This is a genomic window from Chitinophaga sp. SYP-B3965, from assembly GCF_009647655.1.
Taxonomy (GTDB): domain Bacteria; phylum Bacteroidota; class Bacteroidia; order Chitinophagales; family Chitinophagaceae; genus Chitinophaga.
In genome coordinates this window covers 967,419-989,726 of the sequence record NZ_WJFD01000001.1, presented here as the reverse complement: position 1 = coordinate 989,726, position 22,308 = coordinate 967,419, and the positions used below count along the sequence as shown (strand labels likewise).

General features: G+C 46.2%; 17 protein-coding genes and 1 tRNA gene. 7 read left to right on the top strand and 11 right to left on the bottom strand.

Translation table 11 applies throughout. The annotated features are described in order from the left end of the window. Positions 1-2: 2 nt before the first annotated feature. Positions 3-1,100: a serine hydrolase gene (locus GFS24_RS03850; protein WP_153658246.1), complete on the bottom strand. Its 1,098-nt coding sequence runs from the start codon at positions 1,098-1,100 to the stop codon at positions 3-5. A 157-nt stretch (positions 1,101-1,257) separates the two neighbouring features. Between GFS24_RS03850 and GFS24_RS03845 the strand changes: the two genes are divergently transcribed. The 5 genes from GFS24_RS03845 (at position 1,258) to GFS24_RS03825 (ending at position 9,451) form a co-directional block, all read left to right on the top strand. Next, a complete protein-coding gene (locus GFS24_RS03845; protein WP_153658245.1) occupies positions 1,258-1,854 on the top strand; it encodes an RNA polymerase sigma factor in 597 nt (198 codons plus the stop codon). A 57-nt stretch (positions 1,855-1,911) separates the two neighbouring features. After that, the gene (locus tag GFS24_RS03840; RefSeq protein WP_153658244.1) at positions 1,912-2,856 is read left to right on the top strand and encodes a FecR family protein; all 945 of its coding nucleotides are present in this window, start codon (positions 1,912-1,914) and stop codon (positions 2,854-2,856) included. Positions 2,857-2,960: 104 nt separating this feature from the next. Further along, entirely contained in the window at positions 2,961-6,176 is a 3,216-nt protein-coding gene (locus GFS24_RS03835; RefSeq protein WP_153658243.1) for a TonB-dependent receptor, read from the top strand. Between the two features lie 15 nt (positions 6,177-6,191). Further along, the gene (locus tag GFS24_RS03830) at positions 6,192-8,693 is read left to right on the top strand and encodes a phosphocholine-specific phospholipase C (protein ID WP_153658242.1); all 2,502 of its coding nucleotides are present in this window, start codon (positions 6,192-6,194) and stop codon (positions 8,691-8,693) included. A gap of 215 nt (positions 8,694-8,908) precedes the next feature. Beyond that, on the top strand, positions 8,909-9,451 hold the full coding sequence (locus GFS24_RS03825; RefSeq protein ID WP_173002960.1) for a hypothetical protein: 543 nt from the start codon (positions 8,909-8,911) through the stop codon (positions 9,449-9,451). A 49-nt stretch (positions 9,452-9,500) separates the two neighbouring features. On the opposite strand, the gene GFS24_RS03820 is transcribed toward GFS24_RS03825, so the two are convergent. The 3 genes from GFS24_RS03820 to GFS24_RS03810 all read right to left on the bottom strand — a co-directional run bounded on the left by GFS24_RS03820 (position 9,501) and on the right by GFS24_RS03810 (position 10,659). After that, a complete protein-coding gene (locus tag GFS24_RS03820; RefSeq protein WP_153658240.1) occupies positions 9,501-10,055 on the bottom strand; it encodes a hypothetical protein in 555 nt (184 codons plus the stop codon). A gap of 172 nt (positions 10,056-10,227) precedes the next feature. Beyond that, a tRNA-Leu gene (locus GFS24_RS03815) sits at positions 10,228-10,311 on the bottom strand. Positions 10,312-10,323: 12 nt separating this feature from the next. Next, positions 10,324-10,659, bottom strand: a complete 336-nt coding sequence (locus GFS24_RS03810; RefSeq protein WP_153658239.1) for an iron-sulfur cluster co-chaperone HscB C-terminal domain-containing protein — start codon at positions 10,657-10,659, stop codon at positions 10,324-10,326. Positions 10,660-10,713: 54 nt separating this feature from the next. Here GFS24_RS03810 and GFS24_RS03805 point away from each other — a divergent pair, with 54 nt between their 5' ends. Beyond that, positions 10,714-11,949 carry an NAD(P)-dependent oxidoreductase gene (locus GFS24_RS03805; protein WP_153658238.1) on the top strand — a complete coding sequence of 412 codons (1,236 nt, stop codon included), beginning with the start codon at positions 10,714-10,716 and terminating at the stop codon, positions 11,947-11,949. Here the strand turns inward: GFS24_RS03805 and GFS24_RS03800 are convergent. The 4 genes from GFS24_RS03800 to GFS24_RS03785 are packed head-to-tail and all read right to left on the bottom strand — an operon-like array spanning position 11,912 to position 16,986. Continuing rightward, positions 11,912-12,613 (bottom strand): tRNA1(Val) (adenine(37)-N6)-methyltransferase, encoded by a 702-nt coding sequence (locus GFS24_RS03800; protein ID WP_153658237.1) that lies wholly within the window; start codon positions 12,611-12,613, stop codon positions 11,912-11,914. The two genes, GFS24_RS03805 and GFS24_RS03800, sit on opposite strands and share 38 nt — an antisense overlap. Next, on the bottom strand, positions 12,613-14,697 hold the full coding sequence (locus tag GFS24_RS03795) for an alpha-L-fucosidase (protein WP_153658236.1): 2,085 nt from the start codon (positions 14,695-14,697) through the stop codon (positions 12,613-12,615). Before GFS24_RS03795 ends, GFS24_RS03800 begins: the two co-directional genes overlap by 1 nt. A gap of 11 nt (positions 14,698-14,708) precedes the next feature. Then, positions 14,709-15,716, bottom strand: coding sequence for a tRNA (adenosine(37)-N6)-threonylcarbamoyltransferase complex transferase subunit TsaD (tsaD, locus tag GFS24_RS03790; protein WP_153658235.1), 1,008 nt, complete (start codon positions 15,714-15,716; stop codon positions 14,709-14,711). A 19-nt stretch (positions 15,717-15,735) separates the two neighbouring features. Then, entirely contained in the window at positions 15,736-16,986 is a 1,251-nt protein-coding gene (locus GFS24_RS03785; protein WP_153658234.1) for an ABC transporter permease, read from the bottom strand. A 122-nt stretch (positions 16,987-17,108) separates the two neighbouring features. Here GFS24_RS03785 and GFS24_RS03780 point away from each other — a divergent pair, with 122 nt between their 5' ends. Next, positions 17,109-18,692, top strand: coding sequence for a peptide chain release factor 3 (locus GFS24_RS03780; protein WP_153658233.1), 1,584 nt, complete (start codon positions 17,109-17,111; stop codon positions 18,690-18,692). 164 nt (positions 18,693-18,856) lie between these two features. On the opposite strand, the gene GFS24_RS03775 is transcribed toward GFS24_RS03780, so the two are convergent. The 3 genes from GFS24_RS03775 to GFS24_RS03765 form a co-directional block, all read right to left on the bottom strand. Further along, positions 18,857-20,782 (bottom strand): menaquinone biosynthesis decarboxylase, encoded by a 1,926-nt coding sequence (locus tag GFS24_RS03775; RefSeq protein WP_153658232.1) that lies wholly within the window; start codon positions 20,780-20,782, stop codon positions 18,857-18,859. Between the two features lie 97 nt (positions 20,783-20,879). After that, complete coding sequence (locus tag GFS24_RS03770; protein WP_153658231.1) at positions 20,880-21,191, bottom strand: hypothetical protein; 312 nt, start codon at positions 21,189-21,191, stop codon at positions 20,880-20,882. A gap of 234 nt (positions 21,192-21,425) precedes the next feature. After that, on the bottom strand, positions 21,426-22,283 hold the full coding sequence (locus GFS24_RS03765) for a DUF6089 family protein (RefSeq protein ID WP_153658230.1): 858 nt from the start codon (positions 22,281-22,283) through the stop codon (positions 21,426-21,428). Positions 22,284-22,308 lie beyond the last annotated feature (25 nt).

Sequence of the window (22,308 nt, the reverse complement as noted above, 5' to 3'; positions counted from 1 at the left end):
TATCAACGTTCATTTCCTTCACCTTCATTGGCACCGTTACTGTCTGCAGGAATTTCAAATCCTTTGAACAATATATCATCCACAACATTGGCGGGTGAAATACCATTGTTAGATTTATTAGCCATCACCAATACAAACAACTTCCTTGAAGGAACTACGGCAAAATCACAAACGCTGCCTATGCCGGTTCCTCCCCCGCCTTTATGGATCACCAGTTCATTACCGGTAGTACGGGAATGCCATCCGGGTGTATTGGATATTTTTTTTGAATACGGTGTCCACATTAAATTTGTTGTCTTGCTATTCAATATGGAATAGCTGCTTAACGCCTGGCTGAACTTAATAAAATCTGTAAGTGTTGTTTGCAGACCACCGGACGGGATGCCATAATCCCCGGGAACGAAATGCGTTGCTATTTCTTTCCATGCTCCGTTTTTATTCAAATGCCCTAAAGCTACATTCTTTGCATCTGCTACTACACCTGTTCTGTTCATTTGAAGTGGCTTAAAGATATAGGTAGTCATATAGTCAAGATAAGTTTTACCTGAAACGGTTTCTATGAGTTTACCAAGAAGAGCAAAATTGAAATTATTGTATTGCTGCTTTTTACCCGGCGGTGTGAAAGCCATGGGTAGTTTACCTGCCTGTTTCAATGTCTCTTCAAATGATGCTTTGTCTTTTTCTCCTTTTACATCGGGTATACCACTGGTATGTGTCAGGTATTGCCGGATGGTGATGTTACCCCAGGACGGAGGGATACCTTTCATGAATTTTTTGATCGGACTATCCAGATCAATTTTACCTGCCTGCACCAACTGCATGATGGCAACTGCGGTATATGCCTTGGATACGGAGCCTATACTGAAAATGGTATTATCGTTAACCGGCTCTTTAGTTTTGACTGATTTAACGCCGTATACCTTCTGATATATGACTTTGTTATCCTGCACAATAGCAATGGCCATTCCCGGAAATTTTTCCTGGGTCATGGCTTTGGTGATGATCTTGTCTACCTTTTCAACGAGTCCTTTTTGTGCATACAGGCATGTGTTGGACAATGTTATGAAAAGAACGGCGAACAGGAAGCTGGGTGTTGTCATGCTGATATGAATAGGGATTGAATAATTCCTGCTAAAATAGTGATTTCCCGTTATTATTCAGGTCACTGACCTTTGATGGCACACATGTTATATTCTAACACGCTTAACTTTAATTTAATGCAATAAGCTTTCCCCAAATTCTATATTTGGGCGTCATATGCATGTTGTTCAAGATACAGATAGTTTGTTGCTGGCTGCTTTGAGAAAAGGAGATGAACCCGCATTCAGAGTGTTGTATGAGCGGTACTGGGCGGAGCTATATACAATGGCTTACCGCCGGTTGGGCGATGAAGAAGCTGCAAAAGACATTGTTCAGAATATATTTGTCAATCTCTGGATTTCCCGTAAAGAGGTATTTATAGAAAGCAGCCTTGCTCCTTATCTTAACCGCGCTGTTCGTAATAAGACCATCAGCTTTTATAAAAAGAACCTCGCTTCACTATCGAGAGAAACACAATTCCAGCATGAGCAGGTACAGTATTCTCCGGAATCCGGGCTGGAAGCTAAAGAGCTGGAAGCATTTATCAATAATGAAATAGCGCAGATGTCTGATACTATGCGCAAAGCATTTGTACTCAGCCGGCAGGAAAATAAGTCTATCAGCGAGATAGCTGCGGAATTATCCCTCTCTGAACAGACTATTAAGAATAATATTTCTGTGGCCCTGGACAGGTTACGAAAGAAAACACAGTTATTCTATTCAGAACCAGCCAATCTTTTAGCCATTGCCATTGTGTTGTTAACAAAGCCGTAACCTTCTGATAACCTTCCGTTAAAGTACTTTTTACGTTTTGCGTGGTTGAGTTATTATATGGATGACAATAAACCGGATCATCACGCCAATGCCTGGTATGATCAGATAAATGATGCACAGCCTTTTGATGCATTCGGCAGTACTGCACGCAAAAAAGAGATCGGTAATGAGATCTATAACCATATCCGGTTGGATATTACACGTAAGCGTAAACGTTTCTTCCTCCCGTTAAAAATAGCGGCGGCAGTACTTATAGTAATGGTCAACAGTGTAGTAGTCTACAGGTATTTTCAGCATCCTGTGGTAAAGGAGACACCTGCTATATGGATGACAGTCAGCTCCGGAGTAAATGAGGTTAAAAAGATCACATTACCTGACAGCAGTATTATTCAGCTGAAAGGCAGTTCAAGTATCCGTTATGCGGCAGCATTCCAGGCAGGCGCTGAGCGTAGGGTGGAGTTACAGGAAGGTGCAGCTTTCTTCGATGTACAGAAAGATGCGGTGAGACCTTTTACTGTTTATGCAAAAGGATTCCGTATCAGGGTATTGGGTACCTCTTTTAACATCTCTGCATATAAAGACCAGCCAGACTTTAAGGTAGATGTGGTGAGCGGAAAGATCAGGGTAGAGCAGGAAGGCCCTTCTGCTACGAAGATCCTGGCGGAAGAGTTGACAAAAGACGAATGCCTGACCGTAGAACTTGCAACCACTGACTTTAAGATAGAAAAGAAGACAAATACCGTTAGCCCGAAACCTAAGCCTGTAAATGCGATCAGGCGTCTCACATTGCACGAGATCGCAAAGGGACTGGGAGATAAATTCAATCTGTTTGTACAGTTAAATAATCCGGATAATGATACATCCACTTATGTTATTGACCTCAATCATAGCTCCCTCGAAGAAGTGTTAAAGACGTTGACGGAGCAGACAACCTTCAGTTATACGATAGTCAATGGCCAACATCTGATCATTCAACCTAAAACAGCAAAACACATGAAATAAACGACTACAAAAAAAAGCAAAAGTGGTGACACACTTTTGCTTTGACAAGAGGTGCCGAAACAACCTCCCACATTTAATTAAAAAATTAATTAAAACATCACAAGATGCATTTTTTTCTGCAAAGAATGATAAAATCATTGAAGGATTTTATCATGTTTCCATTTTTTATGGCCAGCATTTCTTTACTATCTCTTATTCTTTTCGTTGCCGGGGGGGCATATTCACAGTCTACAGATGCCTCCATCTCCGGTAAGATCACCGGTAAAGACGGCAAGGGATTACCAGGCGTATCGGTAACTGTACGCAATGAATCTATAGGTTTTCAGTCTATCACTGTCACCAACAAAGAAGGTAAATATTCTTTTATACAGCTGCCACTGGGCAGGCCTTATACCGTAAAAGCAGCATTCGTGGGCTTTACTCCTCAGATCAAAAATCAGTTGTCTGTGAACCAGGGTGATAATCTCAGTATCGATTTTACGATGAGTGAATCAGTCAGCAATCTGAAAGAGATCACTGTCAATGCTAATGCATTGAACAAAAGAATTGACCGTTTAGGTTCCAGTACTGCGATCACTGCACAGAATATTCAGCAGCTGCCTGCGCAGAACAGGAATTTCAACAACCTGTCTGCCCTCGCTCCTACTACCAATGGTTCCAATATCAGCGGACAACGTGCTTCTTCTACCAACTTCCTGATAGATGGCGCCAGCGCAAGGAACAACCTTACATCGGGTGCACTGGGCAGCGGCCCTTACTCACTTTCCCTGGAAGCGATCCGTGAATTTGAGGTGATCACCAATGTATACGATGTAACACAGGGCCGCCAGGGTGGCGGTGCTGTGAGCGTGGTAACCAAGTCCGGCACCAATACATTAACCGGTAGCGTGTTTGATTATTACCGTTCTGATTTTCTGGCCAGTCCTTATGACATTCGTGGTAATAAACGCCAGCAGCAATTTACCACCAATCAGTATGGCTTCAGCTTAGGGGGGCCCATCATCAAGGATAAACTACATTTCTTTACTGCTTTTGACAGGCAGGATGAGAAACTACCTTATTATATAGCAGATCTGAAAGACGATAATGATGTTATTGCAAACCGCATCAGCAGGGGCGCGCTGGACACATTGCTGGATATTGCCAGAACCAAATATGGGCTGAGTAACAACCAGCAGGTGGGTGAGTTTCAGCGTAAAACACTGGCGAATACATTATTCATCCGGCTGGACTGGCAGATCAATGCGAAGAACCGCCTGACCATCCGTAACAACTACAGCGACTGGAAAAACCCGAACAGCAACAGTGATAACTCAACCATCAACCTGTTTGAAGTATGGGGCAATTTTAAATCAAAAGAGAACAGTACGCTGGTTTCCCTGCGCACACAATTCTCGCCGAACTTTCTCAACGAGCTGAAAGTACAGTACCAGAACGCAAAGCGTAATTATTATCCTAACAGCGAGTTGCCTGCTGCCAATATTCCCCGTGCGATCATTACCGTACGTTCTTACCTGCCGAATGGTACTTTCGGCAATACTACTGTACAGCTGGGCGGACAGCGTTTCTTCCCGGAGAGTAACCTGGAGAACCAGATCCAGCTGGTGAACACCTCTCATCTTACCAAAGGGAAATACCGTTTCACATTTGGTACTGATAATACCTTTACCTACCTGGACACTTATATTTCCAGTGAGCAGAACGGTCGTTTCATTTTCAACAGCCTGGAAGACTTTGCCAGCCTCAACCCATCCCGTTACGCCAGGGAGGTGCCTTTAAAGGGTATTCCATCCGTACAGCAATGGGTGCTGAACGGATCACTGTTTGGACAGATGCAGTTTGAGCCGGTAAAGAATGTGGAAGCATTGGTAGGTTTAAGATGGGATATTACCGGTTACCTGAATCAGGCAGATTATAACCCTGCTGTAGATAAGGCTTTTGGCCTGCGTACTGACAGTAAGATCACTGATGCAGGTAAGATCCAGCCACGTTTACAGCTCACCTGGGATATCAGGGGTAAGAGAACCGATATCGTGCGTTTTGGTGTTGGCATGTTCTCTGCTTATCCTGTAAACTATGCACAGGTGAACAATATTCAGAACAGTGGTACAATGGTAGCATCTATTGATGTATCCCGTCCTCCAACTGGCCCCAGCCTGGTGCCTGTACCAGACTTCCCATCTTACAGAAATGATCCGAACACGGCTCCCGGACTGATTGCCGGCGTACCTACCGTGTCTACCATCAATCTGAACGATCCCAAACTGAAGATGCCTTCTATCTTAAAGGGTAACCTGAGCTATAACAGGATCTTTGGAGACTGGCTGCGTGTAGGTGTGAATTTCCTCTATTCATACACCAGCAACAACTATGTATATATTGACCAGAACCTGGTAACGCAGCCTTATTTCCAGCTGAAAAATGAAGCTGATCGTTCGGTATTTGTACCTGCCAATACTATCACTGCTTCCGGTACTACCAACAACGTACTGGGCAGAAAAACACAGGATGTGGGCAGAACACTGATGCTGACCAATGGTGCTAAGCTAAGGCAGGCAGCGGTGATCGTTGATGCGAACTTAAGGTATTTCAAAGATGGTTATTTCAACGTGAGCTATACCTTTAATGATGCGAAAGACAACTCCTCCTACAACGGTAACGTGGCAAATACTTCCACCTTCAGACCAGTAAAATCTGATCCGCGTAATATGAGCGAGATGAACTATTCTGACAACCAGTTCAAACATAAACTTGTTTTGTATGCGGCCTCACCAGCCTGGAAAGGCTTCGTATTCGGAGGTACTTTCCGTGGTATAGGTGGTACCCGTTACTCTATGACAGTAGATGCTGATATCAACGGCGACTTTGTGGGTGGCCCCGGTGATGATAACGATCTGGCCTTTGTATTTGATCCTGCTGATCCGAAAACACCTGCTGACATAAAGGCTTCTATGGAAAAAGTACTGACTAACCCGGAGAACCGTGCTGTGAAATATATCCGCAACAGTCTTGGAAAGATCGCAGACCGTAATGGTGGTGAAAACCCATTTGCAGGCACTTTCGACGTGAGGTTACAGAAAACTTTCAAAACATTTAAAACACAGGCCTTAACCTTTAGTGTGGATGTTTTTAACCTCGCTAATTTACTGAACAGGAACTGGGGTGTCAACTATAACCTCGGCAACCAGAGCCTGCTTTTTGTAAATGGGTTCGATCAGGCTACGCAGACATACAAGTACCGTGTTAATGAGAACGTAGGTGTGACCACTAAAAATGGTACTCCTTACCAGATCCAACTGGGAGCCCGCTATTCATTCTAGGATCAATTTAAAAACATGAATACACGCAGAGATTTTCTAAAAAAGGCAGCACTGTTATCTGGCAGTGCTGCCCTTACGAGCGCAATGCCGTCTGCCATACAGCGTGCATTAGCCATCAATCCGGAGCTGGGCAGCACTTTTTACGATGCTGAACATGTTGTTTTCCTGATGCAGGAAAACCGCTCCTTCGATCACCTGTTCGGTTCATTACAGGGCGTGAGGGGTTTTAATGATCCGCGCGCTATCCGCTTAAGCAACCAGAACAAGGTATGGCTGCAATCCAATAAGGAAGGACAGACCTATGCACCTTTCCGCCTGAATACCCGGGATACGAAAGTGCCCTGGATGGGATCAACGCCACATGGCTGGACGGACCAGACAGATGCCCGTAACGATGGTAAATATGATCGATGGCTGGATGTAAAGAAGGCTTACCGGAAAGAATACGCCAATATACCGCTAACCATGGGATATTGCGATCGTGTTGATTTCCCTTTTTATTACTCACTGGCGGATGCCTTTACAGTCTGTGACCATAACTTCAGTTCCAGCATCACCGGCACCCATCCTAACCGTCATTACTGGATGACAGGTACTGTACGGGAGAAGAATGAGCCTGCTGGCATCGCGCATCTGTGGAACATCAGCAACTACGCGACTCCGGAGCTTGACTGGAAAACTTATCCCGAGCGTCTCGAAGAGAATGGCATCTCCTGGAAAGTATACCAGAATGAGGTAACGATGGGCTTCGGCATCAAAGGAGAGGAAAACGACTGGCTCAGCAACTTCGGCACCAACGTACTTGAATATTACAAACAGTATAATATCCGGTTGCATCCTGGCAGTATTGCTAATCTTGATCTGAAGAAAAAGAATATGCTACAGGAGATAGCACGCCTGGAAAAAGAGCCTGCTTCAGATGCTATCACTCTCAAACTGGCTGCTGCAAAGAAACTGCTGGATAAGATTGAAGAAGAAAAGCAACGGTATACCACAGCCGCATATCATAATCTCCCTGATGCAGCACGCCAGCTCAATGCAAAAGCTTTCACTGTAAACAGTAATGACCCGCATTATCATGAGCTGACCACTATCAAATATGAAGAAGACGGCGAGCATAGAGAGTTGAACGTACCCAAGGGAGATGTGCTGCACCAGTTCAGGGAAGATGTGAAGAATGGTACATTGCCGGCAGTGTCATGGCTGATGTCTCCGGCAAACTTCTCTGATCACCCCGGAGAGCCCTGGTTTGGTCCGTGGTATGTGAATGAGGTGATGGAGATCCTGTTGCAGAATCCGGAGGTGTGGAAGAAGACGATCTTTATTCTGACCTATGATGAGAATGATGGTTTCTTTGATCATATGCCACCATATGCTGTGCCCAATCCTTATAAGGAGAATAGCGGTAAGGTATCTCCGGGCATAGATCCTAAGATGGATTTCGCTACTAAGGATCAGCAGACGAATCCTTCTGCGATGGCTGACAAGATCAGGGAGAGTTCTATCGGACTGGGTTACAGGGTACCAATGATCATTGCTTCTCCATGGACAAGAGGTGGTTTTGTTTGTTCTGAACTGTTTGATCATACTTCTTCCTTACAATTCCTTGAGAACTTCCTTGCGAAGAAGTTTAACAAACAGGTCAAAGAAGAAAATATCACTGAGTGGAGAAGAACTGTTTGCGGAAACCTGACTTCGGCATTCAGACCATATAAAGGAGAAAAGATCAATAGCCCGGAGTTTCTGCAGAAACAGGCATTTATGGAGAAGATCTATAGTTCCAAATTCAAACAGATACCCACTAATTTCAAAGCATTGACTGAATCAGAGATTGATCAGATCAATAAAGATCATTCGCAGTCACCTCATTTCCCCACGCAGGAGAAAGGTACACGACAGGCTTGTGCAGCGCCTTATGAGCTTGTTGTGAATGGTCAGTTCAATAAGGAGAAGAATACTTACAGCATTGGCTTTAATGCGGGCAATACTGCTTTTGGTGAGCGTGCTGCCGGTGCACCATTTATGGTGTATGCTATGCAGCCTTACAAAAAAGAAATGCTGCGTACATGGCAATATGCTGCTGCACCGGGAGATAACCTGGTGGATGAATGGGCGTTGAATGATTTTGATAACGGTCGTTATCATCTGAGAGTATATGCGCCTAATGGCTTCTATCGTGAGTTTGCTGGTAACAGGAATAATCCGCTATTGAAAATAGAAACGCTCTATGAAAATAAAGCAGCTTCATTGACGGGTAATGTCATCGTGCGTATTACAAATCATGATACCAGGGCGATTGCTGTTGAGATCAAAGATAACAGCTACAAGAATGGCACCGTGAAACGGACAGTGGCCTCGCAGGAAACGATGAAAGTGGTACTGAACCTGGCCAGGAGCCATCAATGGTATGACTATACTGTTAGCGTACCGGGTATGGATATGCTTGAAGTATTTGCAGGACATGTGGAAACCGGGAAGGTAAGTCAAACCGACCCGTTGATGGGTGGTTCATTATAAAACAATAAGACCCGCTCATAGAGCGGGTCTTATTGTTTTAGTACCCGGAATGGGAGAAAGAATGAGCACACGCTGACTGATATAGCATTCCTGACGGGATATCAGAGCCTTTCTTCTTTTAGCAATACGTTTTACCATTTAACTAAATTCAGGCCTTCGGATTTTAGTGTGCATCATCATGCTTAAAGTAAAAAAGGAAGCTTATCTTTAGGGAGATGATACGGACAATCCTTTTTGCCGCGATTTTAATATCCACTGTGACTGTAAAAGCACAGTCGCCTTTATCTTTTGGACCGATGAATGGCATGCAACCTGCCTTCGGACACTTTAACCAGATGGCCGATACCAATCATCTTCAAAACAAATGGTTTGTTACTCAGCATGCTGGTATTTCCTCCGGTTTTGTTGGTTTTAATGGAGGAAGTGGGACTTTTTTATCGGTACCGTTGGGCTTACAGCTTAACCGGCAATTAACCAATAATATATACGCCTTCGCGGGCGTTTCAGTGGCGCCCTCTTTTTTCCAATATAACAGTGGATTTTATCAACCAGGGAGTAACAAGAACAATAGTTTAATGAACGTCAACAACTTTGGCACTTATCAGATGGCCCAGATGGGGTTGATGTATATCAACAACAACAGGACATTTTCCATTTCCGGCAGCATTGGTGTAAGCAGAAGCAGCTACAATGGTTATTCACCCTTTTATACGCCGGTTAAATCCCCTGCATTAAAGAACACAAAGAATAATTACTGATACTGAAAAAGCCTCGCAGATCTTTCGACTTACGAGGCTTTATTTCATTTTAGTCTTTTAACCCGAGATACACTTTTACCGCGGCATAATCAGACCAGTTTACCGGAGCAGCCGACCTTCCCAAGACATTGCCGGGCACGATCATGTACCGGTATTGCTGATATTTCTTACCACTGGCAAGGTTGGTACCTACGTCTGCATTGGAGTACAACTCAAGCTTCTGCAAGTAAGCCGTGAGCTGGATGTAAAGTCCTGAACTGCCATTGTAAGGCAACGAATAAATGACAGGATCAGTTGCATCGTTAGTGTTTATGTATACTTTTACATCTGCGGTACTCAACAGCGCCAGGGTAAGTTTGGGCGCGTCAATCACAGCATAGAAGCCCACCGTATCAATCTTTCCGTTTGCCTGATGAATAGTATCTGGCTTAAACAACACATCCAGCCACGCGGAATAGATCACAGTGCCGGAAGCACTATCACCTTTGGGGCCAGCCGGGCCTTGTGGTCCAACGCCGCCTTCTTTGCCGCAGGATGCCATGAACATAATAAAAAACAGCCCTGAAAGCAGAACTAATGGGGAAATAAAATTTCGTCTTTTCATATCTGTGCTTGTGTTAATGGCATGAAGAGTGAGAGCTTTCACACCGGGTTTAGCGGGCCAAAATACATTTTTTTTCTTTGAGTTGTAGTAACGTATAGCCATGAACGATAGCATACCTGGGAAAGGACTAAAAAAGGAAAGGCCGGAGATAATCTCCGGCCTTTTAATCTTGTGCCCAGAACAGGAATCGAACCTGCACACCCTTTCGAATACAAGATTTTGAGTCTAGCGCGTCTACCAATTCCGCCATCTGGGCAACGATTCAGGACTAAACTACCTGATCGCGGGATGCAAATGTAGATAATCTATCAATAATTCGCAAAAGATATTTCCGTGATACATAAAACTCTTTTAACTGCACTACATCCCCTACTGTAGCATTACCAGAAAGGTACATGTCCAGCACCGGCTGTATCCTGCTGCACAACTGCAGCTCCAGCCCATCCAGCTGCTCCCGCAGCTTAGCAATAGCCTTCGCTTCCGGCGCCAGTTCCAGCTGTATCAAACGCTCATTCACCACCAGCATTTCCATCAAAAAAAGCTGGGGTAAAGGCTGCCGCTCTCCCTGCCCCAGGATCTCTTTCAGTATTAATTCGTAGTCCATCCTTATTTTGCTAAAAAGCAAATTTACAGTAATGTTGTGTACCCAAAAACAATCATGACAAACACTATACACATTGGCCTTATCAGGGAAGACAAAATACCGCTGGATAACCGCGTAGCCTTTACGCCTTTGCAATGCCAGTGGATACGCTCCCACTATCCCAACGTTCAGATCACGGTACAGCCCTCGCGGCACCGCTGTTATAAAGACGAAGAATACCTGGCGGCCGGCATCCATATGGCAGAAGACCTCTCCCATTGCAGCATCCTCCTGGGCATCAAAGAAGTACCCGTCAACCAACTGCTGCCGGGCAAAACATACCTGTTCTTTTCCCATACCAAAAAGAAACAACCACAGAACCAGGCCATGCTGCAAACCATCCTGGAAAGGAACATCACGCTCATAGACTATGAATGCCTGGTACACGACGATGGCCAGCGCATCCTGGGCTTCGGGTTCTTTGCGGGCGTGGTGGGCGCACATAACGGACTGCTGGAATACGGCCGCAGAACGGGCTTGTTTAACTTCAAGCGTGTGCATGAATGCCACGATTTCCAGGAACTGATCACCCACTATTTCGGGGTGAAACTCCCGCCGGTAAAGATCGTCGCAACCGGCTCAGGGCGCGTGACGGCAGGGATCCTGGAGGTAATGGGCCTCCTGGCTATCAAGTACATCCCACCTGAAGAGTTCATGATCAATTCCTACGCCTACCCCGTTTACACACAGCTAAAAGCAGGCGAGCTATATTTAAGGAAAACAGACAAAACATACAGCCGGGAAGACTTCCACGCAAACCCCGGCAAATACGACTGCAAATTCCTCCCTTACGTTACCTGCAGCGACGTGCTCATGAACGGCATCTATTGGGATAAGACCATTGAACCGCTCTTCTCCTGGGACGACCTTACCAAGGATAATTTCCGCATCCAGGTGATAGCGGATATTACAGATGACCAGAACGGCTCCATTCCCTGCAATATAGAGGACGCTACCATTGAGCAGCCCGTGTATGGCGTGAACCGCTATAACCGGCAGAAAACGGCTCCTTATGATAAAGATGCCGTTACCATGATGTGCGTAAGCAACCTCCCCAATGAATTACCCCGGGATGCCTCCCAGTTCTTTGGCGATCAGCTGATGAAATATGTGTTTGATGAATTGATGAAAGGAGATACGGATATGATCGAAAGGGCTACTATCACCCGCGATGGTGAACTGACCAAACGGTATGCCTACCTGGAAGAATATGCTAAAGGTATAAGTAGTACGCCTTCAGCAACGCACTAAATTCAGGAGTGTACTGCCGGTGCTCATCATAAACAGACATTTCGGAAGTATGCAAAACTCCTGGAACACCAAAGATTCCCACCGCGCGGAAATAGTCATGTGCAGGTGTTTGGCGTACCAACAGCAATTCCCTCAGTGTAAAATCCCCTGAAGCCAAAACACTGAATCGCTGAAACTCCGCATAGGGCAATAATACGGAGAAGGCGCCGTCTGGTGTCAATAATCGTTTTATAGAGGCCAGCAGCTCTTCATACCCCAGAGAAGTGGCATGCATAGCAGCATTACGTTTCAAAGAAGGACCTTTCAGATCATTCTCGTAAAATGGAGGATTCGTAATGATGAAGGGGTAAGGGCCACCAGAAAAAGAACGCACATCCTCTTTAAGAACTTTTAAACGATCTCCCCAGGGAGAGGCATTAAAATTAGCAGCAGCCTGCAAAGCAGCCTCTTCGTCCAACTCAATTGCATCTATGAAAGCGGAAGACTGCTGCGCCAGCATCAGGCTTAAAAGCCCGGTACCGGTGCCTATATCCAGCAGCCGGGCTACAGCAGGAAGATGCGTAGCCGTGAAAGCCCCCTGGATGCATGCATCCGTGCAAACTTTCATAGCACTCCCCTCCTGGTGTACCGTGAACTGCTTAAATTTAAAAAACGTATTCGCCATTATAATTTGATCATCAAACCGGGCAAACGCATATCCCTGTGCGGAGATACCGGTTGAAATAATTTCACCTCCAGTGTACTGTAAACACTCTTCGGCCCAAAACTTATATCCAGAGGTTGCTGATATAATTCCTGCGGAACATCTTTATCTATAGAGAAAACTGTTTTCTCTGCAAAGCGGTTGAAGAATTTCACCACCAGCTGATTTTTCCCTTCCTTCAAATTCAGCAACAGGTATTCCTGCTGTAAGGAATCCCGAACGGGATTATTATGCACGGTTTGCTCTTCTCCGTTTAAGAACACCTGTATACCATCACCGCTGGTGAAACGCAGCACATATGGTGTTGCCTTTGCCGCATTTATTTCCTGCAGCACATAGTAAGATTCATTAGGCGCTGCTTCCAGTTCATAACGTTCTCCATTTTTCCAGGACGGCTTAGCCACCCATGCCTGGCCATTTTTAGCAGGCCAGGATTGAGAAGGATCTACATTATGCAGATCACCATTGCTCCAACCCAGGCCAGACCAATGAGGCCCGTTCAGATAGAGTTGCCCAAAGCTTACGGTTACCGGGTCTATTGCCACTTTTGAAGCACCATTTAATGATATTTGTTTTGAAGTGCCGTTCAGTGTGGCTGTAATAGTTTTACCTTTCTCCTGCTCTGTATATAACAGCATCGGCGATCTGCCTTTGAACTTCCAGGAGTAGGCTACCGTACTGCGGTAATAACTGTTGTAATCTGCACCTGATATGCTGTAATGTTTTACAGCATTATCTCTGTTAAGCACCGGCGAATCTATTCCTTTCTGAGTCTCTATATACACTGATTTCGAATGTGCAAAATGCAGGACCTTCACATCATCATTCAGCTCAAAGTCCGCAGGCAGAATGATCTGTTTACCTTCTTTCGTATCCTTTGTGGCAAAACGTTTACCACTGTTATCCATCACCTTGATAGGCCCGAACACACCTTTCAGATCAAGCACCCTGCCTGAAGGTATTTTTAAAACAAACAAATACACCACATCATCCTTAGTCGTCACTTCTCCCCAATCAAAAGTATGATCGAAAGGATTGGCGGACGCGCCGTATATTCCTTCCCCATTCACTTTCAGCCATTCACCGTTACGCAGTAGCACATCTCTTTCAAACTCCACTACAGATCCATCTCCGCGAGGCCCGATGTTCAGCAGGTAATTACCACCGCGGCTCACTACCTTAATAAGGCCCAGCAGTTTTTCATGTGCTTTATCTTCCACTTTACCATGCTCCTGCCAGGAACGGTATCCCCATGTTTCATCATATACAGAAGCAGGTGTTTGCCAGGGTGTTGCTATTTTATAATCAGGATAAGCATTATCGCCCATCACACAAAAATCCCCGGCATCATTGCCCAGGCGGCCGCTGACCATACAATCCGGTTGCAGCTTATGCACCAGGTTAGCCATCTCAAAACTTTGCGCAGGTGTTAAGGAGCCCATATCAAACCAGAGCTCTGAAATAGGTCCGTAATTGCTCAGCAGTTCGGTTACCTGTTTGAGGTTATACTGATGATGTTCCGGTGTAATGGGATCACTGTTGCTTTCAGAAATAGGAGAAGCCTGCGGATAATTCCAGTCGATCAGGGAGAAGTAAAGCCCCATCTTCAGGCCATTCCGCTTGCAGGCTTCAGACAGTTCTTTGATCACATCTTTTTTATAAGGTGTGGCATCTACCACATTGAATTTGGTGTACGCTGATTTGAACATGCAAAAACCATCGTGGTGTTTGGAAGTGATCACCACACTTTTCATACCTGCAGCTTTAGCAAGTAGTACGATAGAATCCGGGTTCCAGGCAGAAGGATTAAAACGTTTGGCTACAGCGGCATAGTTATCACTGTAGATACCTCCATGATGCGCACGGATCTGTTCACTTAATCCCCTCGTCACCTTCTCTCCTTCCCATACACCACCCAATGTTGAATAGATAGCGCCCCAGTGAATGAACATGGAATACTTCTGGTCCTTCCATTCTTTTAAAGCCTGAGATTGCGCCGTAACACTATAACAGAGCATTACAATTGCAAGAACAATTCTTTTCATATAAGTTAGATTTATTCAAAAGCAGCGCGGGCGCTGGGTATAGTGTCTAATGGGCTGAAAATGCCGGCCAGGTATTTATAATGCGCCGTCATGGCTATCATCGCGGCATTATCTGTGCAGTATTCAAATTTAGGGATATACACATTCCACTGATGTTTCTCTCCATATTCCTTCAATGCTTTACGCAGCCCGGAATTGGCACTCACGCCACCGGCTATGCTGATCTCCCGCACACCTGTTTCCGCGGATGCCTTCACCAGTTTATTCAGCAGGATGGTTACAATGCGGTGTTGAATGGAAGCACAGATATCACGCAGGTTCTCTTCCACGAAGTCCGGCTGTTTTGCACGATTGTCCTGCAGGAAATACAAAATAGCGGTTTTCAATCCGCTAAAACTGAAGTTGAGCCCTGCTATCTGTGGTTCGGGAAATTTGAATTTAAATGGATCACCTTCCTGTGCATATTTATCTATCAAAGGCCCGCCGGGATAAGGTAGCCCTAACAGCTTGGCACTTTTATCAAAGGCCTCACCTGCAGCATCATCCGTTGTTTCTCCTATCACGCGCATCTGCAAAGGGCTTTCGCACAATACGATCTGCGTATGGCCACCGGATACGGTTAAGCAAAGGAAAGGGAAAGCGGGTTTGGGATCTTCAATGAAATTAGCGAGCACATGCGCCTGCATATGATGTACACCGATCAGTGGTACATCCAGCGCCAGGGCCATGGATTTGGCGAAGCAACTGCCCACCAGTAAAGAACCTATTAATCCGGGAGATTGCGTGAAAGCAACGGCGCTCAGATCTGCCGGCGTCATACCTGCTTTTTTCAAAGCGGCATCCACCACAGGCACGATATTCTCCTGGTGCGCACGGGACGCCAGTTCAGGCACTACCCCACCATATTGTTCATGTACAGTTTGATTGGCGATGATATTGGACAATACCTTTCCGTCCGCTATCACAGCGGCGCTTGTTTCATCGCATGAAGACTCTATTGCTAAAATATTAACCGGCATAATTGGGCGCAAAAATACGCTAATTGCTGCGGATAGCAACTACCGGGTTCAATCTGCTGGCAGAAAAGGCTGGGATAAATCCGGCCAGTACGCCCACAATAGCGGAAATGGACATCCCCAGGATGATATTGCCGGTAGACAAAGCAATCTCAAAGCTGGAGAACATATTCTGGGCTATCTTGGCCACCCCGAACACCATCAGCAGCCCTAATCCCCCGCCGATCATGCAAAGCATGACGGCTTCAAAAAGGAATTCCAGCAGGATGATACCCGGCCGTGCGCCGATGGCCTTTTTCAGGCCTATGATATTCGTTCTTTCTTTAACCGTTACAAACATAATGTTCGCGATACCGAAACCACCCACTATCAGGGCAAAACCGGCAATGATCCAGCCGCCCAGGTTGATGATGCCAAACACACTATTCAGTTCATCCTGTGCAGTAGTGATCTCATTCAGGGCAAAGTCGTTATCCTGCCCGGGTTTCAGGCGGTGAATGGCACGCATGGCGCCGGTGAGGTCATCTTTCAGCTGCCCTACGGCTATACCGTCTTTTGCGCGGATCATGTAAAAAGGATCTGCAAAACGGCGCTCGTCTATAATAGTTCGGGCAAACAGGTAAGGCATCAGGATGGTATTATCGCCAAACACGCCGCCCATCAGGCTTTCCCCTTTCCTCTTCAAGGCACCTACCACTTTACAGTTCCTTCCGGCAAAACGCACCACCTTTCCCAGCGCGGCTTCCGGCGTAAAGAACAATCCTTCCCATATATTAGCGCCTAATACGATCACATTAGAACCGGTTACCAGTTCTGAAGGGCTGAAATACCGGCCCATCAATATATCCACGGACTGCATCTTCTCCAGGTCCATGGTCACGGCCAGCAGCTCCACATTCTCCATATAATCGATCCCGTATTCTATCTTACGGCCGCCGGAACTAAAGAGGTAGGTAACCGCATCTGCTGAAGCCACTTTGTCTTTGATGAGCTTCATCTCTGAATACTCCGGTTCAGGGCGCCCCATATACTTCCACCAGTCACCATCTCCATCCCAAGGCCACTTTTGCAGATAGATCACATTGGTACCCATAGACTTCAGGTCTTTCCTGATACTGGATTCCATACTGTCTGTTACAGTGAGTACGGCAATGATACAGAAGATACCAATGGTGATACCCAGCAGCGAGAGAAAGGTGCGCAGTTTGTTCACCCGTAACTCAGACAGGGCCATTCCAAGGCTACTCCATAAAATCTTGAGGGTCGAAAGCATATTCCAAATTTAGCATATAAAGCGATGCAACGGCCTTATTTCAGGAGAAAAAATGTACCTTTGCGCTCATTTATTATGAAACGGAGTAACATCTGACCCATAAAAAAAGACAACGTCATCAGATGAAATACGAACAAGAAATAAATAAAAGGAAATCCTTTGCCATTATTGCCCACCCCGATGCGGGCAAAACCACCCTTACGGAAAAGTTCCTCCTCTTCGGGGGCGCTATCCAAACGGCGGGCGCGGTAAAATCCAATAAGATCAAGAAACATACTACTTCTGACTTCATGGAAATTGAACGCCAAAGGGGTATCTCCGTGGCTACTTCCGTGATGACCTTCGAATACAGGGATATCCTCGTGAACCTGCTGGATACTCCCGGCCACAAGGACTTCGCCGAAGATACTTACCGCACCCTTACTGCAGTAGACAGCGTTGTGCTGGTGATTGACTGCGTAAAAGGGGTAGAAGAACAAACCAAAAAGCTCATGGAAGTATGCCGCATGCGCGACACCCCCGTGATCATTTTTGTGAACAAACTGGACCGTGACGGTAAAAACCCCTTCGACCTGCTGGACGAACTGGAAGAACTCCTCAACATCCGCGTACGCCCGCTGAGCTGGCCCATCAACATGGGCACGGACTTCAAAGGTGTATTCAACCTCTACGATAAAAGTTTCGTTTCCTTTGCTGCCAACAGGAAAGCAACCGATGATGATATTGTGCCGCTGAACGATCTGAGCAGCCCGCAGGTAGATGAACTGTTTAATCCCATAGATGCCAAACAACTGCGCAATGATGTGGAACTGATAGAAGGCGTATATGATGAGTTTGACAAACAGGCTTACCTGGAAGGAAAACTGGCGCCGGTATTCTTTGGCTCTGCCGTAAACAACTTCGGTGTAAAGGACCTGCTGGATACTTTCGTAGAAATTGCCCCTGTACCACGTGACCGCACGGCCACTACACGGGAAGTAAAAGTGAACGAAGACAAGTTCTCCGGTTTCATTTTCAAGATCCACGCTAACCTTGATCCCCGCCACCGTGACCGGATCGCGTTCCTCCGTGTTTGCTCAGGCAAATTTGAAAGGAATAAATACTTCCACCACGTAAGGCTGGATAAGGATGTACGTTTCGCCAACCCTTACAGCTTCCTGGCGCGTGAAAAGAATATCATTGACGATGCTTACCCCGGAGACGTGGTAGGGCTTTTCGATACCGGCAACTTCAAGATCGGCGACACTTTAACAGAAGGCGAAAACTTCTATTTCACCGGTATCCCCAGCTTCTCTCCTGAACTATTCAAAGAGCTGGTGAATAAAGACCCGATGAAAACAAAACAACTGGAAAAAGGCATCAGCCAGTTAACGGACGAAGGTGTTGCACAGCTCTTCACCCAGCACAACGGTAACCGCAAGATCATTGGTTGTGTGGGAGACCTGCAGTTTGAAGTGATCCAGTACCGCCTGCTCCAGGAGTATGGCGCATCCTGCCAGTTCAATACCCTGCCTTTCTACAAAGCCTGCTGGATCACCGGTCCAAAACAAAAGCTGGAAGAGTTCACACGCTTTAAAGGTGCTAACGTAGTGCAGGATAAGGACGGCCACCTGGTGTACCTCGCACAGTCCGAATGGTATCTCAATACAGAACGGGCGAATAACCCGGAGATAGAGTTCCACTTCACTTCAGAGATTCACAAATAAAAATATAAACGGCGCCCTGAAAAAGGCGCCGTTTTCTTGTACGACCAACTCAATTATTGCGAAAAAAGACTTTTGCCTGTTATGGCAAATTCCGCAGCAAAAATAATTGAATGCGTACCGCGTTATTTATGGATTTGGAAATAAGATTTACGCAATGCGGAAAACTAAAAAGCAACTACTGCCCCTTCTCCATAGATCTGCTGTTTATATTTTAAAGAGGGCGAAGCGATAAAAGGCCCCAGGTTCAGCGTGCTCCATTTCTCATCTATCTTCTTAATAGTAGCATCATCTGCCACAATGATGTTTGGCCAGTCCCGCTGAAAACCATCGTGTTCTTTAGTTTTAATGGTACCGTCCAGTCCCAGGCAGGCCGTTACCAGCTGAGCATCCTTACTGGAAGGTGTTTCTGTGAGGACGTTATCCCGTTTAGGGTCCAGGTTATTACAGAAACGCCAGAGGGCAGAAGGAAGGTCCTGCGGATCAACCGTATGTTCCACATAGAGGATCATTTTAACGCCCTCCATGCCCGGTTGTGCTACCAGCTGGGGATGCAGTTCCCTTATATGATTACGGCGCGCTTTCTGCACCGCAATTACCAAACAGGCAATATCCATTTGTAATAAGCCTGTGTTCACACCTTTCACTTCTGGGAATGCCGCCTGTAAAGCTGCTGCGTTTACATTTGGCGTAAACACCGTACGGTCAAAACGATCATCTCTTTCTTCCGGTAGTTTGCCCGTTCCATCAATACACATCTTACCGCCAAAGCCCATCCGGGAGCAGGAATGATCCAGCACATCCATTGGCCCCTGGCTGAAATACACATCCGTAGCAGGGTTCAGGTCTTTAAAGGCATATTGTGCCAGCGCTTTATAATCTGTGATGCGCGTGCCGGTATCTGTAACAGCGAGGATCTTATTGAACATCATCTGCCCCGCACCCCACATGGCATTCATCACCTTCTGCGCCTGGCCGGGATAATCTTTATGGATCTGTGCGATCACCAGGTTATGGAAAACACCTTCCACCGGCATTTCCATATCCACGATCTCCGGCACCAGCGTCATTTTGATGGGCGCCAGGAAGATCCTTTCCGTGGCTTTACCGATCCATGCATCTTCCTGCGGGGGGATCCCCACGATAGTGGAAGGATACACTGCATCTTTGCGATGGGTGATAGCCGTTACATGAAAACGCGGATACCAGTCTGCCAGGGAATAATAACCCGTATGGTCCCCGAAAGGCCCTTCCCAGATCAGTTCTTCGTCCGGCTCAACATATCCTTCGATCACAAAATCTGCATCAGCTGGTACTTCAATATCCGGCTGGGAAATACATCTCACCAGCTCCACCTTTTTCTTGCGGAGGAAACCGGCCAGCATGTATTCATCCACATTTTCCGGTAAAGGTGCTGTGGCAGAATAAGTATATACAGGATCGCCGCCCAGGATCACTGCCACGGGCATGCGTTTGTTGAGTTTCTTATATTCAGAGAAGTGTTTGGCGGATACTTTGTGCATGTGCCAGTGCATACCCGTCATGTCTTTTTCAAATACCTGCATCCGGTACATGCCCACGTTGCGGGAACCGGTATTAGGATCTTTGGTATGGATCACGGGAAGTGTGATGAAAGGTCCGCCATCTTTGGGCCAGCAGGTCATTACCGGCAATTTACCCAGGTCCGAGTTCAGCATCACTATTTCCTGGCAGGCGCCACGGCCTGATATCACTTTAGGCATCCAGGAAGCGAACTGACCCAGCTTAGGCAGCATAGCCAGCTTATCCAGGATACTTTCTTTCGGTTTGGAGAGCATCTTAAAAAGCCCCTCTATCTCACGGGCCACATCATCCAGTTCCTGCACACCCAATGCCAGGCACATCCTGCGGTAACTGCCCATGGAATTGATCAGCACAGGGAAATCATATCCCGTGTTCTCAAATAACAGGGCTTTGCCACCATCCGGAGATTTGCTGATCCGGTCTGTGATCTCTGCTATTTCCAAATGAGGATCCACATAAGTGCTGATGCGCACCAGTTCTCCTGCCTTTTCCAGCGTATCTATAAAATGCCTGAGATGCTTATATGCCATACGATTTGTCTGCTTTCGTTCAAGGGGCAAAAGTACGGCCAATAAAGGAGATAAAAAAAGGCCCCGATGCGTCGGGACCTTTTTTACTTTATACTACCTAGCGATTAAATACGATCACACCTGATATCCTGGGCCTGCGCGGAGGAGGCGGTGGCGGAGGAGGATATGGATAACGTGGGCGAACCACTACCACTCTCTCTCTGCAATCATCTCTCCGGTAGTCCCGGTGTTTTTTGTAATGTCCTCTTCCTCTACCCTTTCTGTCATCATAACAATCATCGTCGTAGTGCTGTACTACAACAACAGGACGTGGTGGTGGCGGTGGGTAATGATGGTGACGGCTGCGTTGCGCTTGCGTAGCATAGGATGCTCCTATTACCAGGAGCGACATTAAAAGAAGCTTTTTCATAGCCTGCTGTTTTAAATTGGTCTTGCTATCCGTTGTCCCCTTTTGCCATTGGCGGACGGACTCGTACTAGTAAATTCAAGAAGTATGCCAAATCCTTAACTACGTTTATACCAGCACGTTAGGCACAAAAAAAGACAGTTCCGCTTTTCAGCAGAACTGTCTTTACTTTTCTATTTGGACTTGATCGGGGGATGAATGCATTTGTAAATGCAACCATCATGCCAAAATAAATTATTACATTTTAAAGCACTTGGAGAAGTTGGTAGTACGGCGGCCATCGCTGCCTCCACCCAGGCGGTACATGATGGTAAGGCCTGTAAAAGTATACCAATCCTTATACTTGGCAGACCCTCTTTTCTCGCCATCCAGCGGATAGGTTCCGGGGACACCTTTTGTATCAGGTTCATCACCACGGTAAGCGTAATCTACCGCCAGCTGGCCTCTCTCTGCCAGCAAAGTATTCTGATCAACATACGTTGTACTTACATCATCCAGGTAATCCGTGAAAGTAGCGCGGAGGCCAATTTCAAAACCAAGTGTTAAACGATCCGTGAAAAGATATTTAAAACCCGCACCGAATGGAATAGATACCTGGTACAGGCTGTATTGATTACCTCTTTCCGGATATTGCGGCAATCCCTGCCCTTCCGTACTGAGGCGGCGTAATCTTATTTTGTTGCCAAGAGAATCTTTGGCAGTAGGATAAAAACTAAACAAGGCAACCCCTCCAAAAAGATAAGGCGTAAATCCCTTTTCATCAATATCGAAGAAGTTTAATTCAGCGCCGATGTGGCCTTCCCATACAGGAGAACTGAAACTGAGGTTACGGCTTTGCAGTGCGATGCTGGCATTTGTTCTGTCATTGGCAGCTACCATTCCAAAAGTACCTCCGGCACGAAGCGTCAGGTAACGGTTGATATCCTTTTTTACGAACAACCCGATCATTGGACGGGTGTAACGGAAATCGATCCTTTTTTCTGAAAGGTCTCCGCTGTAATTACTGATACCGGCAGTAGCGCCCACATGCCAATCCTGAGCAATACTCATTAAGGGGGTAGAAAGCATTATAACAAACCCAAGGATCTTTTTCAAGGTTGATGGTTTTAATAGGTTACCG

What these genes read in the sequence shown, in the direction of transcription:
- GFS24_RS03825 (WP_173002960.1), top strand. Translation starts at nt 8,909, where the DNA reads ATGATACGGACAATCCTTTTTGCCGCGATTTTAATATCCACTGTGACT.
- GFS24_RS03805 (WP_153658238.1), top strand. Translation starts at nt 10,714, where the DNA reads ATGACAAACACTATACACATTGGCCTTATCAGGGAAGACAAAATACCG.
- GFS24_RS03785 (WP_153658234.1), bottom strand. Translation starts at nt 16,986, where the DNA reads ATGCTTTCGACCCTCAAGATTTTATGGAGTAGCCTTGGAATGGCCCTG.
- GFS24_RS03845 (WP_153658245.1), top strand. Translation starts at nt 1,258, where the DNA reads ATGCATGTTGTTCAAGATACAGATAGTTTGTTGCTGGCTGCTTTGAGA.
- GFS24_RS03795 (WP_153658236.1), bottom strand. Translation starts at nt 14,697, where the DNA reads ATGAAAAGAATTGTTCTTGCAATTGTAATGCTCTGTTATAGTGTTACG.
- tsaD (WP_153658235.1), bottom strand. Translation starts at nt 15,716, where the DNA reads ATGCCGGTTAATATTTTAGCAATAGAGTCTTCATGCGATGAAACAAGC.
- GFS24_RS03830 (WP_153658242.1), top strand. Translation starts at nt 6,192, where the DNA reads ATGAATACACGCAGAGATTTTCTAAAAAAGGCAGCACTGTTATCTGGC.
- GFS24_RS03780 (WP_153658233.1), top strand. Translation starts at nt 17,109, where the DNA reads ATGAAATACGAACAAGAAATAAATAAAAGGAAATCCTTTGCCATTATT.
- GFS24_RS03850 (WP_153658246.1), bottom strand. Translation starts at nt 1,100, where the DNA reads ATGACAACACCCAGCTTCCTGTTCGCCGTTCTTTTCATAACATTGTCC.
- GFS24_RS03840 (WP_153658244.1), top strand. Translation starts at nt 1,912, where the DNA reads ATGGATGACAATAAACCGGATCATCACGCCAATGCCTGGTATGATCAG.
- GFS24_RS03810 (WP_153658239.1), bottom strand. Translation starts at nt 10,659, where the DNA reads ATGGACTACGAATTAATACTGAAAGAGATCCTGGGGCAGGGAGAGCGG.
- GFS24_RS03820 (WP_153658240.1), bottom strand. Translation starts at nt 10,055, where the DNA reads ATGAAAAGACGAAATTTTATTTCCCCATTAGTTCTGCTTTCAGGGCTG.
- GFS24_RS03775 (WP_153658232.1), bottom strand. Translation starts at nt 20,782, where the DNA reads ATGGCATATAAGCATCTCAGGCATTTTATAGATACGCTGGAAAAGGCA.
- GFS24_RS03835 (WP_153658243.1), top strand. Translation starts at nt 2,961, where the DNA reads ATGCATTTTTTTCTGCAAAGAATGATAAAATCATTGAAGGATTTTATC.
- GFS24_RS03800 (WP_153658237.1), bottom strand. Translation starts at nt 12,613, where the DNA reads ATGGCGAATACGTTTTTTAAATTTAAGCAGTTCACGGTACACCAGGAG.
- GFS24_RS03770 (WP_153658231.1), bottom strand. Translation starts at nt 21,191, where the DNA reads ATGAAAAAGCTTCTTTTAATGTCGCTCCTGGTAATAGGAGCATCCTAT.